The organism is Viridibacillus arvi, assembly GCF_001274945.1.
GTDB lineage: Bacteria > Bacillota > Bacilli > Bacillales_A > Planococcaceae > Viridibacillus > Viridibacillus arvi.
In genome coordinates this window covers 356,874-369,880 of the sequence record NZ_LILB01000005.1, presented here as the reverse complement: position 1 = coordinate 369,880, position 13,007 = coordinate 356,874, and the positions used below count along the sequence as shown (strand labels likewise).

Genomic DNA, 13,007 nt, shown 5'->3' with positions numbered 1-13,007 from the left:
ACTAATAGGTACTTTAGTAGAAGATCATTGAGCTGTTAAGACAGCTCTTTTTTTATTCAACGAAAAGGCAGTTTAATTGAATAAGGATAGTACGAATAGACATGGCTTTAAATGAACAGGTTTATTCTACTTGTACTTATGTATACCTTGGTTTGTGGAGTATATAACGGAAAAGCATATGCAAACTCTAATTGCCAACCTCAAACAATTGAAGAAAGTTATCTTGCAATTGGATATAAATCTGTCGATGAAGCTTTAAGAGATTTTGAACACCATTACAGGATTTACAGTTACCATTAAGAGTCCCTCCTGTTATCTTCACTCACGTATTTGCACGAACTAATAATGGAGACGGTAGTGACTTTTTTGAAATGGAGTACATTAATGAGCAATCATCTGAGAACAGGTTCCTGATTAATGTAGGAGAAAAGGGTAAATTTAAGCTAATGGAAAAAGAATTAATAAAGGAATTTAGGCTCAAGGGTGGAAACACTGCATAATTCTTGAGTATAAGAGGTCCAGACAGTATAAGAGGTTTAAACTTATTGGTTTTTGAAAAAGGTAATTTGCAATATAGGTTTAGTATAGATAAAAAAATATCCGAAAAGATTACTCCTGAAATTTTAGTTCAGATAGCTAATTCTATTGATTATTGAATCGAATCAAAAATTTCTCTTCTTCAACTAACGGACGCCTTGGTAGAAGATAAGAGAACTGGAGATTTCATTTCTCATTTAAACCAAATTGTGCAGTAGAAAGGAACTTGAAGTTTACGAAGATAATTAAGGACTAGAAAATTTAGATAACTTTTTAAATTCCTCTCCAGTAATACTTCTTATGTTATAAGAAATTAATTTATTCTTATTTAAAAAGTCACCTGCCGGGATACGAAAAGTAATGTTAATTAGTTTATAGGGCGGATTCAAGGGACCTTCGAAACCAACGACTCTTAACGAAACGTCATAATAGTCTTGTTGTATATTTCTTTTAATTTTTTCAATTCTTCCAGAAGTAAATAATTGTTTATTACCGTTTAATAACATTGCTTCATCAATAGATGGACCTAATTCACGTAAAAAGGCTAATTCTAATACACTTGGGGGTTGATCTTGAGGTATAAATTCTATATTTGATTTTGCTAAAACTGAATTTACGGCTAATAGGCTCAATAATAAGAGCGAGATGATTATTAATTTTTTCATATAATATATTTCCTTTTGTTTTTGTATTTGGTTTAGTTATCTGTAGAGATATGAGTTTTATGTATATCATTTAAGTTGCTTATTCAACTAAAGTTACAGTTTGGTTGAATACGGAATTAATGTAAAATAAGGGGTAGGTAATATGTATTTACTATTAATAATGGTACAATTTTAGCTTATAGTTTTTTAGAATATTTAAATAATAGTTGAGCATACCGCCCTCATTAAGAACGAAATATATGAAAATAACTTCGACAAATTGGAGTTAGTAGGGCTTATTTATAAGATAAAAGGAGTGATTCTAGAATTGAAGGAATTCAAAATAACAGTAGATAATCATGTTTTTCACGGTTATGAATTTGGTGAAAACAGCCTTCCTTCACTTGTTTGTCTACATGGAATGACAGGTGATTTAAAAAGTTTTTCTGGACTTATCGAATACCTAATAAATGATTTTCATCTAATTCTTTTAGATAATCCAGGTCATGGAGAAACCGGCCCACTAGAACTGGAGGATGATTACAGATTTTCTGCTTTAGTAAACCGAATTTATCGAGTAATACAAAAGATTACGAATAAACCATTTTACATATTAGGACATTCTTGGGGGGCGGACCTTGCTCTAAATTTCGCGAAAATTCACCCAAATAAGATAATAGGTTTAATTTTAATAGATGGAGGATATGTGTTTCCTGAGCATGTTGGCGGGATGACGAAAGAGAAAGCCTTGCTAGGCTGGAAGAAATATATTGAATCGAGTAAATATAGCTCATGGGATGAAGTGGTCAAAGAATACCAAGATTACACAACAAAACAATGGGATACAAGCCTTGATTCAATAATAATCTCTAATTTAAAAAGGTAAAAGGTAACTATATCTTAAAGGCAGACCTTTTTAGTATTCTAGCAACAATTAAGGCGTTTTATAAAGAACCTTGCTCTACAACTTATGATAATATTCTGTGTCCTGTCTTGTTATTGCATGCAACAATTCCAATTATTGATTCATCTAGAGACAGAGGATTACAACAAATTAAAAAAAACATTAATAAAATAAAGGTAAAAGGCATAGAAAACACCAAACACAATGTCCATTGGGATATTCCTAATTCTGTTGCAAATGAAATTCTATTGTGGAAACAGGAAAATTATAAAGTTTATTAACGACATTTCCTTCTAAATTAAAAAAAATCAATGTTGAAGAATAATGTATGTTTAGTCAGCTTTTTTCTGATTGTGCTAAAGCAATACTTTTTATTCTTCAATTAACGAGGTAGTTTAGTTGAAAAGTAAATTGGATATAAAACCAGCTCTAATCAGAAACATTGATAAGATAGTTGTAATAATTCTTACACAGGAGGAGATGAATATATGAGTTTACAGAAATGTGATAAATGTAATACTCAATTTAAATGGAGTAAAATCATAAAATCTCTTTTTTTATCATACAGACCTATTCAATGTAATCAATGTGGCACGGAGCATAGGATAATATTCTTCTCAAGGATTATATTGTCTTTGTTATCAGTCCTACCATTGTGGTTATTTGGCTTTATCATATCACCTCAATTATCGTTATCCATTTCTTATACTTTTCCGATAATAATTTTATATGTTGTTTTTTTGTTTTTGTTATTTCCTTTTTTCTCGAAGTACAAATCGGAAAACTGAATATATTTATGATGAAATAAGTTTTTTTTCTTATTAAGCTAAGGAGTGCTGTAGTTAAAGATTATTAAGTTGCATAAGCAGGTCTTTTGCTTATTGAACTAATGGAGCAGTTTACTTGAATTTAAGAAAGGGGGATTATTATTTCAATAATATTTGGTTTCTTAATTTCTTTTATTACCCTTATATTATTCTTAATTTTATGTGCTAACATGCAAAAAGTGATTTTTCTATGAAATGGCTAGACGTGGATACACTGTACATTCTAAATGACGAACCTAATTATCCAAATTCAAATAGAAGTATCGAATTAGAAGTTGGTAAAGAGATTTATCACGAAAATGGTTTGGCGTGTATAAGTTTGTTAATGAAAGACGAATATGAGACTTGCTATCAAAACTAATATCTCTTATTGCACTAACGGGATGATGTTAATATAAGCATTTTTTAGAATTTGGAGGGTTTGAAATAATGAAAATTTTAAAATACATATTTAGATTAATATGGACACTTAGCTTATTTCTCCTAGTGGTAAGCTGTATAAATTATTTACTAGGTATTTTTAAAACTAATGAGGGTTTATCTTACACTTTTAACACCAATAATCTATTTCTATATTTAATGACATTTTTAATCTTCTTCATATTAAACGTTATAGTTAAATCTCAGCGTACATAATTAAAACCTAGGTTGTGGATCTAAGACTTATTAAATTTGAAGAATACATGTTCATTATTACTTCCTTGTTTATCTTCTTCGTTTCTCTACAGGGCTTCTTATTGAATTAACAGAATACCTTAGTAGAAAAACTTGGACCTGTTCAGACAGCTCTTTTTTTCTTCAACTAACGGGCCAGGTTAGTTGAAGAAGGAATAAAGTCACTGGTGAGAGAACTTTAAGTATTATAGGTAAAATAATAGAAAGTAGGAATAAGGATGGAATTGTCAATTATAAATACTTTTACAGAACAAGCCTTTAGAGGAAATCCAGCTGCTGTTTGTTTTTTAAGTGACGAAAAAGAAAGTAGCTGGATGCAGATAGTTGCGAAAGAGATTAATTTACCAACCACAGCTTTTATCGGTTTCTTAAATGGTGAATATCATCTACGCTGGTTCACTCCTTCCACCGAAATACCAATATGTGGACACGGAACACTGGCAAGTTCATTCTTTTTATGGGAAAAAGGATTTGTTGATAAAGACAAATCTATTACCTTTCATACAAAAAGTGGCGTTCTTAAAGCGCATTTAATAGATGGTTGGGTTCAATTACAGTTTCCTGCAATTATTGAGGAGAACGTGGTTGCACCTGAATTATTAATCAAAGCTTTAGGTGTTGAACCTGTATATGTAGGTAAGAGCAGACTCGACTACTTAGTTGAAGTGGAATCAGAAGAAATTGTAAGGAATTTGAACCCTAATATAGATTTAATTGCACAATTACCAGTCCGAGGAGTTATTGTTACCAGTCTTTCTAATGCAAATGAATTCGACTTTGTTTCTCGTTTCTTTTCTCCTGCTCAAGGAATAATTGAGGATTATGTAAATGGTTCATCACATTGTTGTTTAGGCCCATATTGGAAAAATAAATTGCATAAAACCGATTTTACAGCTTATCAGGCTTCAGAAAGAGGGGGAATAATAAAAGTCAAAGTATTGGATGATACCATTTTTCTTTCTGGTAAGTCTATAACATTTTTTGAAGGTAAGCTAACAGTATAACAATCTTAGTCAATATTGAACTAACGGGGCAGGTTAGTAGAAGGAACTATCCTGAACAAATGGAGTTAGGGTGAATTAATTTAATAAATGTTCTTGCTATAAATAATAAATTTGACAAAAATAATATTGAGAATTTTATGTTATAAACTAGTTTGCAACAAGAAATGATAGATTATTTTTTTGATTATTCCTATTTGATTATAGTTAGGAGGGCGTTATGAAAATGAATGAAAAAACATATCTAAATATAGAAGAGATTATTTCATTACCAACCTTATCAGATACAAAGATAAGTGATGATGGTAAAAACGTAGCGTTTGTCAAGAAGACAGCTAACTGGAAAGACAATAAATATAGGAATCATGTATGGATATATGAAAAAGATAAGGGGCAGTGTTACCCATTAACAACTAGGGATATAGATTGTACATACCCATTATGGTCTCCAGATTCTAGCAATATCGCATACCTTAGCCCAGTTGGCGACGGGGATAATAAGAAAAATCAGATCTTTGTTAAGTCCATAAATGGTTATAGTGGGGTTCAAATTACTGATGAGAAAGAAGGGGTCAGTAAATTCAAATGGGAGCCTACTGGCAAGGGTTTTTATTATGTTGCACAGTCAAAAGAATTTGAGGCGATAAAGAAACGTAAGGAACTATATGGAGATTTTCATCATATAGGTAAGGAATACCAGAATAATTGTTTATATTACATTGAAATAGAAAAAGTGATACAAAATGATAAATTTGAACACGAAAATAGCGTTGTTTATCAACTAACTGATGGTAAGGATTTTCATATCCATGAATTTGATATTTCAAATGATGGGAAAAAGGTTGTATTTATGGCTACGCCAAGTTCAAATATGCAAGATAATATAAATGGAGATTTATACATATTAGATATTCAAGCTAACGAGCTACAAAAGCTGAATATAGATACGTTGTTGGTAGGGAGCGTTTGCTTCTCTCCTGAAGGCAGCAAGATATGTTACTCAGCATGTATAATGGAGAAGGATTACTATAAGAACCATATACAAGACAGTGCACTAGAGATATATGATCTGAATAATAGAGAGCGAATTCAACCCTTAACAGATTTTGATAGTACAGTTAATCCATTACGGTGGACAGCTAAAGGAATTTTAATTAGATGGCAGAATAAAACGAATTATCTGATTGGTTTGTTATCAGAAGATGGTACTGTGGAAATGTTAAGCGAAGATGTAGATAGCTTTATAATGGACGCCTCTATAACGAGGGATGGAAATTATATATCCTATAATAAGGCTATAACAAATGAAATTTTTGAAATCTATTTAGACGATAAAAAAATAACGAATGAAAATAGCTTTTTCAAAGGAAAGCATAAAAGTAATAGAGAAGTAATCTCATGGCAAAGTAGTGATGGGCTTGAAATAGAGGGAGTTTTATCAACTCCAGTAGAGTTTGACGCAAATAAAAAATATCCATTATTAGTAGTAATCCATGGTGGACCGGCTTGGGCATCCTTTCCAATATTTTCAGACTGTTTTAATGAGAAATATCCTATTGAACAGTTTATCGAAAAAGGCTTTATAGTTTTAGAACCAAACTACAGGGGAAGTTCTGGTTATGGTAATGAATTCTTAAAAGCAAACTACAGAAAACTGGGAATTGCTGACTACGATGATGTTATATCTGGAGTGGATAAACTAGTTGACAAAGGAATTGCAGATAAAGAGAGAGTAGGGGTTATGGGATGGAGCAACGGGGGATATATATCAGCTTTTTGTTCTACATTTAGTAGTAGATTTAAAGCTATTTCAGTTGGAGGTGGAATTACTAATTGGAGTACCCATTATGTAAATACAGATATCCCTTACTTTATTAAGATGTATTTAGGAAATGATCCATGGAATGATCCAGAGATATATACTAAAACATCACCAATGACATATATTAAATACGCCTGTACTCCCACTTTAATCCAACATGGCGAAAAGGATGCAAGAATTCCAACTCCAAATGCATATGAACTATATCAAGGATTAAGGGATATGAAAGTTGATACAGAATTGATTATTTTTAAAGGAATGGCATATAGTTCTGACCAACCAGGAATTAATGTGGCTATTATGAAGCAGAATTTGATGTGGTTTTCACACTATATTCTTGGAGAAAGTATGAAAGATTTTAGGGTTTTATGATTAATTAACGGGGGCTATACTTCAATAAGGAGTAGAGCCTTTTTCTTATTGAACTAACGGGGCAGGTTAGTTGAACAAGAAATGCAGGATATTGCCAAACAGAAAGATTAACTCGATAGTCGATTAGTTAACAATAGGTTCGATTTAGAAGCGTACTAATATACTTTTAAAGTACGCTTGACTTTCGCTATTAAAGTAAAGTTAGCTTTACTAACAGGGTGGTAAGCGATATTGTTAAGAGCAACACATAATTTTACTCAGGACCAATTAGCCGATATGTTAGAGGCAAGGCAAACAATCATTTCGCTAGAAAAAGAGAAATGCAATCCTTTAATTACACTTGCGTTTAAATTAGCGATAGTATTCAAATGTAGAATCGAAGATATTTTTATATACGAGGGGGAGATTCATAATGAAAAAAGCACGTGAAAACCAAATTACTTATTTATTTTTAGGTATAGTAATGGTCCCGTTAAGTATTTATATAAATTACCCTTATATAATGCAACTTACATTTCCAAAAGGCATTATGACATTATTTCTAGGTACTAGTTCTCTAATGATGGCTTATTTATCCCCACATTTATTTCCAAGAGATGAGCGTTCAAAAGAAATTATCGGTAAAAGTATGAGTATAAATTATTTCGTATTATTCAGTTCTATGACGTTATTAATTTTACTTACTGGTTCACTTGGACCATTTGTATTAACATCTACACAAGTTTTGGTTGTTTTATTCTGCATAATGATAACTACAATACCTTTAACAATGATTGTTTATGTAAATAGAATATAGGAGACGATTATCAACTATTCGCCTTTCGAAATTAAACGATTTAATTAACTCCTCTCCGATTAAGCAATTTTATATGTTAGATTGTGAAGCAATGAGCAATGTACTTAAGAGAAGAAATGATAACGCACTAGGGATGAATTTTTCCCCATGGCTTTAGTTAACTAGGAACACAACTCAATTGACATCAATTGCGTGTGAATGAAGTGACATCGCGTATCAGTTCTTCAAGTACATAACGGGGCAGCATTCCTGTCTGAATGACAAACCAATAGTTTCGAATCGTAACTGATTTGAATACTATAAGAGTACAACTAATCATTTGAGGTGAAATATGGATTTCAATCCTTTACGTTATCTAGCGATCGGTGATTCCTTGACTGTAGGTATCGGTGTTCTTTTTTTGGACCCAGGATTTGTTGAATATTATAGAGGCATGAGTCAACAAATTTTAAAAAAGTCTGTTTTTTACAAAAAATACGCAAGGTCAGGTGCAACAACAGAAGATGTATTAAAGATGCTCCATTCCCCAAGTGTTACAGAAGCTGTAAATTGTGCAGATATTATCACGATAACGGCTGGGGGAGATGACTTAATAAATGCTGCTAAAGAATTTTTAATAAATAAAAACGAAGAAAGTGTATCGCATGCTATTAATCAATCCCTGAAGAATTACTCAAAAATAATAGATAGAATCCGTCACCTAGACAAACAAGATCAATACATTTTACGGTTAACGAATTTATATAATCCATTTCCCGGTATACCGATAGCAGATGAGGCAATTAAAGCGTTTAATTCATCAATTAACCGTTTTGGTCTAGAAATGAATGTTAAAGTAGCGGACCTCTATAGCGTATTTAAGGGGAATGAAAGAGCTTTATTATCAAAAAAAGGGGGGATTCATCCTAATAGTGAGGGGTACTATCAAATGGCATTAGCATTAAGTAGGCTCGGTTATTCCCCGTAAGAAGGCTAAATATAATGCTGGTATGTTTCATAACCCCCAAAAAATTATTCTTATAATGCACAATCATTTCCTCTTGGTACGTTAATTGGAAATTTTAATACGCTATTTATATGTTATTTATAAGTGAAATGAATAAAAACCTCGTTTAGATCTACCACAGTTAATCGCACCAGAAGTAATTGTGTTTTTTTCTGAATAGAATATGTAGAAAGGTATGTGAACATTGTTGTTTTGCATACCTTTTTCAATTCGAAGGTATTTCGATGTAATGTATTGAATCCCGACCAGTTTCAGTTCTTGAAGCAAATTACTCTTGAAGGTGTTTGCGGAATAAAATAAAAATTTGAAACTTATTATTTGTAGTATTCGTATAGTATTTGTAATTAATTTGAAGTAGGGGGATTTATAGATGTCATTTTTCAATAAAATACTAGCGAGTTTTGGAGTAGGGGGAGCAAAGGTTGATACGAAGCTGGAAAAAGCGGAGTATGTCGCTGGTGAAACAATGCGGGGAGAAGTTGAAGTGTATGGAGGGAATATTGAGCAACAAATTGATTCCATTTATTTGACTGTGAATACGACTTATATCAGAGAGTCAGATGATAAAAAGTATACAGATAATGCGGCAGTGAAACAGTATAAAATCACTTCTCCGTTTACTATTGGGGTTAATGAAACAAAAGTGATTCCATTTGAAATCAATCTCCCAGCTGACACGCCGATTACATATGGAAATACACAAGTTTGGGTTAGTACAGGATTAGATATAAAAAATAGTGTAGATCCTACAGATAAAGATTTTATAGCTATTCGTCCAACTAGACTTGTGGCGCAAATTTTAGAAGCGATAAATCAAATAGGCTTCAAACTACGAAAAGTGGAATGTGAGCAAGCTTCTTCTAAAATTCATAGTAGTTATCCGTTTGTGCAAGAATTCGAATTTATTCCAACAAATGGAGTCTATAGAGGGAAGCTAGATGAACTAGAAATATTGTTCCTTTCACAAACTGAAAAATCTGCAGAAATTCTTATGCAAGTGGATCGAAAAGCAAGAGGTTTCGGAGGTTTTTTAGCAGAAGCATTGGAAATGGATGAAAGTCATATTAGACTATCAATCACGGCACAAGATTTACCTAATTTACAGGAGAAGTTAAAACAAATTATTTCTAACCATGTTTGATAAGTTATTTAAGCTAATGATAGAGAATGGCACCATTATTGGAAGCCTTTTAGATTAAAGGTTAATACTATAAATAAAATTGTGAGCCTTACCTCAATTATTATCGAGGTAAGGCTCAGTTAGTTTTATTAAGCACTGTTTATAAAAGCAGGTTGACCGTTAGTATAAGTAACTGCCTACCTGCTTATTTTAGGATTGTATGCGTGTTTTTATTATTTAGTACTATGCACCTGCTGTTATGCCACCATCAGCAATTACAGGGGAACCAGTCATACAAGATGAATCATCTGAAGCTAAGAATGTTGCTACTTTAGCGATTTCACTTGGGTTGATTGCACGACCAATTGGTTGAATAGAAGATAAGTCTTGTAATACTACATCTCGACCACCATATAACTCAGCATGTGCATCGTTTAATGTCGTATCTACCCAACCTGGGCAAATACAGTTGACTCGAATGTTGTCTTTTGCGTAATCCAAAGCCATCGCTCTTGTTAGCATTAAGATAGCACCTTTAGAAGCTACATAAGCAGATAAGCGTGGTTCTGCTACGAAACTGTTAGCTGAACCCATGTTGATGATTGAACCTTTACCTTGCTTCTGCATAAGTGGTACAGTATGTTTACCCATTAAGAATTGGGATTTAACATTGACATCCATTGTACGAGTCCATGTGTCTTCTGATAGTTCAGTTACTGCACCTGGAATGTTAATAGCCGCATTGTTACATACTACATCTAGTTTACTAAACGTCCCAAGTGTAAAGTTTCTAAGTGCTTTAATACTATCCTCAGATGATACATCTGTTTTATGGAAGTATACATCATACCCCATTTCTTGTAGTTCAGTTGCAAGTGCATTACCTTCTGTCTCTAGTAGGTCAGCTATTACTACGCTTGCACCTTCTGCTACGAAATCTCGAACGATGGCTTCTCCGATACCTCGTGCTCCGCCTGTTACGATTGCTACTTTTCCTTCTAGTCTCATGATGTTCTACCCCTTTTCAATTTGATATATTTAGAATCTAGATTATAGGAGAAGTGCGTATTTCTACTCCTCCTCTATAAAAATGTACTATTTAGTGTTGTTTTTACTTTTTGGTCTTACATGTTCTTAATCTCAAAACCACTTTCTTTATACCCCTTTGTTTTGATAAAACCAATAATAGCACCTGAGAATAACCAAACGAAACCTATAATTAATGTTGTCTTATCGAAACCTGACCAAACGAATGCGCAAATAGCGAACCCTATGAACGGGAATAAGAAGTGGAAGAAGAATCCTCGGACACCTCTCTCCTTTTTCTTGAAGTAGAAGTATATGACCGTTGATAGATTCAATACCATGAAGGCTGTTACTGCACCGAAGTTTACTAACATTAAAATTGTCATTATATCAACAGTTAGAACCATAATAACTGAGACTATTACAGATAGGATTATAGCATTTATAGGTGTTTTATATTTTGGATGTATTTTTCTCAAGAAAGTTGAGCCTGGAATCATGTTGTCTCTACCCATTGAGTATAATACACGCGATACAGCAGACTGTACGTTTAATGTCACCGCTAATCCTACTGCTATTACGTTAATTATGATCATGGCTACATAGAAGTATTGCCCGCCTATTTCTTTTGCAATATCAAACATTGCCATATCTGGATCTAAATCTTTATACCCTTGATGAGCTAATGAAGCCATGTATGACTGAATCAGGAATAACGCCGCTGTTGTTGCTAATGCTATAATAGTTGCCTTACCTACTACTTTTTGAGGGTTTTCTACCTCTTCTGATAGTGTGCTGATGCCATCAAATCCTACGAAACCTAATAGAATCATAGAAGAAGCTGTTGCTACGAATTTCCAGTCAATATACTCAGGTTGGAAAAATGGTTGAATAGAGAACCCTCCGAAACCTAAACCGTCAATGAATACAAATTTAATCGCAAAACCTATAAACACGATTAACGCTATAATTTGTACGATGAATAAGAATGTATTCACTTTAGCATTTAACTGTATACCCCTAATATTGATTAAACCCGTAATACATATAAAGACGACTGCTAAGACCTTAATGTTTATGTCAGGGAATAAACCTGATAACCACAAGCCTGAGAATAAACACATCAAGGCGGGTGCGAGAATGTAATCAGATAACATAATCCAACCTGCTAAGAAACCAACATGTGGATTGATACCCTTTCCTACATAAGTGTAAACCGAACCTGCAGATGGGAAGTCTTTACTGAATCGAGCGTAACTCAATGCTGTGAAGAACATTAAGACTGCACCGATTAAGTATACAAGAGGAACCATGCCGTAACTTGCCTGTGATACAGAGCCAAACACCTGATATGGTGCGAGTGGCGACATTGTAATCATACCAAATATAACCAAATTTCTCATGGTAAGACTTCTTTTCAACTCCTGCTGTTGTGGTAGTTCCATATGTTTACCTCTTTTCTATTTAGTTTTCTAAGTATCGTATTCCATTTGTACTTTAGTACTGTCACTAATACCAGTAAATACTAAGGTAGACTAGTTAATTTCAATAGGATTGATACTATCTAAAGTACGTATTTGGGGTGTTTATGGAAGACTAGTTTCATTAAAATCAGCGCCTTCAATACCAACACCTTCTTCAGAGACTCCAAGATGAGTACGTACATCTATTAAACCTTGTGTTATAATTTTTCCTTTTCATCAATTACTGTATAGCCTTCTTCTGTTATTTTAGCCTCAGATTCAATTCTTTCAAAAAAACCACTTTTTACGAAAATGATGTGATTTTCCAGAAACTATCCAGTACCATTCCAAATTACTCCGTTTTTGATTGCTAGCATTCTAAAACCCCCATTTTTATAAAAAAGGATTGTAATAATAAAGATAGTTAATACAAATAATCTCTTATATTCCTTTTTCAGATAATATAGTTTTTTCTGAATATTGTAAAGAGGAACCAAATGTTAATATATTACTGATTCCAGTAGTAAAGAGAAAATAGAAAGAGAGAAGGGGTTATTTGAAATAAGAAGTGGATGAGTTAGATCACGGTATTATTAAGCATCTATCTAAAGACAGTTGTTTATCCTTTACTGAATTATTGAATTATCGATACGTCCACAAGTGACAGAAAAAACTATTTGAAAATTTTTATTTCGGAAGATTCGGAGGCTTTTTAGCTGAAGTACTGGAAATGGATGAAAGTCATATTAGACTATCAATCACGGCACAAGATTTACCTAATTTACAGGAGAAGTTAAAACAAATTATTTCTAAC

14 protein-coding genes are annotated in these 13,007 nt (G+C 32.9%); 11 read left to right on the top strand and 3 right to left on the bottom strand.

Annotation, left to right across the window (positions count from 1 at the left end):
- The first annotated feature begins 371 nt into the window (after nt 1-371).
- On the top strand, nt 372-500 hold the full coding sequence (locus tag AMD00_RS24160; protein ID WP_281173059.1) for a hypothetical protein: 129 nt from the start codon (nt 372-374) through the stop codon (nt 498-500).
- Between the two features lie 282 nt (nt 501-782).
- On the opposite strand, the gene AMD00_RS11075 is transcribed toward AMD00_RS24160, so the two are convergent.
- Nucleotides 783-1,202, bottom strand: a complete 420-nt coding sequence (locus tag AMD00_RS11075; RefSeq protein ID WP_053417131.1) for a hypothetical protein — start codon at nt 1,200-1,202, stop codon at nt 783-785.
- Between the two features lie 259 nt (nt 1,203-1,461).
- On the opposite strand from AMD00_RS11075, the gene AMD00_RS11070 reads away from it, so the two are divergent.
- From AMD00_RS11070 to AMD00_RS11040, 10 genes are all read left to right on the top strand, one after another.
- Complete coding sequence (locus AMD00_RS11070; protein WP_211258644.1) at nt 1,462-2,067, top strand: alpha/beta fold hydrolase; 606 nt, start codon at nt 1,462-1,464, stop codon at nt 2,065-2,067.
- A gap of 113 nt (nt 2,068-2,180) precedes the next feature.
- Entirely contained in the window at nt 2,181-2,366 is a 186-nt protein-coding gene (locus AMD00_RS23705; protein WP_211258643.1) for a hypothetical protein, read from the top strand.
- Between the two features lie 207 nt (nt 2,367-2,573).
- Complete coding sequence (locus AMD00_RS24300) at nt 2,574-2,873, top strand: TIGR04104 family putative zinc finger protein (protein WP_083446210.1); 300 nt, start codon at nt 2,574-2,576, stop codon at nt 2,871-2,873.
- A 229-nt stretch (nt 2,874-3,102) separates the two neighbouring features.
- Nucleotides 3,103-3,273, top strand: coding sequence for a hypothetical protein (locus tag AMD00_RS22890; protein ID WP_245639502.1), 171 nt, complete (start codon nt 3,103-3,105; stop codon nt 3,271-3,273).
- Between the two features lie 532 nt (nt 3,274-3,805).
- Nucleotides 3,806-4,591 carry a PhzF family phenazine biosynthesis protein gene (locus tag AMD00_RS11065; protein WP_053417129.1) on the top strand — a complete coding sequence of 262 codons (786 nt, stop codon included), beginning with the start codon at nt 3,806-3,808 and terminating at the stop codon, nt 4,589-4,591.
- 217 nt (nt 4,592-4,808) lie between these two features.
- The gene (locus AMD00_RS11060) at nt 4,809-6,782 is read left to right on the top strand and encodes a S9 family peptidase (RefSeq protein WP_053417128.1); all 1,974 of its coding nucleotides are present in this window, start codon (nt 4,809-4,811) and stop codon (nt 6,780-6,782) included.
- Between the two features lie 231 nt (nt 6,783-7,013).
- Nucleotides 7,014-7,211 (top strand): helix-turn-helix transcriptional regulator, encoded by a 198-nt coding sequence (locus tag AMD00_RS11055; RefSeq protein ID WP_407701121.1) that lies wholly within the window; start codon nt 7,014-7,016, stop codon nt 7,209-7,211.
- Nucleotides 7,195-7,578 (top strand): hypothetical protein, encoded by a 384-nt coding sequence (locus AMD00_RS11050; RefSeq protein ID WP_053417126.1) that lies wholly within the window; start codon nt 7,195-7,197, stop codon nt 7,576-7,578. The genes AMD00_RS11055 and AMD00_RS11050 overlap by 17 nt, the downstream gene beginning before the upstream one ends.
- Nucleotides 7,579-7,909: 331 nt before the next feature.
- Nucleotides 7,910-8,545, top strand: coding sequence for a GDSL-type esterase/lipase family protein (locus AMD00_RS11045; RefSeq protein WP_053417125.1), 636 nt, complete (start codon nt 7,910-7,912; stop codon nt 8,543-8,545).
- Between the two features lie 409 nt (nt 8,546-8,954).
- Entirely contained in the window at nt 8,955-9,725 is a 771-nt protein-coding gene (locus tag AMD00_RS11040) for a sporulation protein (protein ID WP_053417124.1), read from the top strand.
- Between the two features lie 222 nt (nt 9,726-9,947).
- Here the strand turns inward: AMD00_RS11040 and AMD00_RS11035 are convergent, their stop codons facing one another.
- Both AMD00_RS11035 and AMD00_RS11030 read right to left on the bottom strand, forming a co-directional pair.
- Nucleotides 9,948-10,712 (bottom strand): SDR family NAD(P)-dependent oxidoreductase, encoded by a 765-nt coding sequence (locus tag AMD00_RS11035; protein WP_053417123.1) that lies wholly within the window; start codon nt 10,710-10,712, stop codon nt 9,948-9,950.
- A gap of 116 nt (nt 10,713-10,828) precedes the next feature.
- Nucleotides 10,829-12,175: an APC family permease gene (locus tag AMD00_RS11030; protein WP_245639501.1), complete on the bottom strand. Its 1,347-nt coding sequence runs from the start codon at nt 12,173-12,175 to the stop codon at nt 10,829-10,831.
- Nucleotides 12,176-13,007 lie beyond the last annotated feature (832 nt).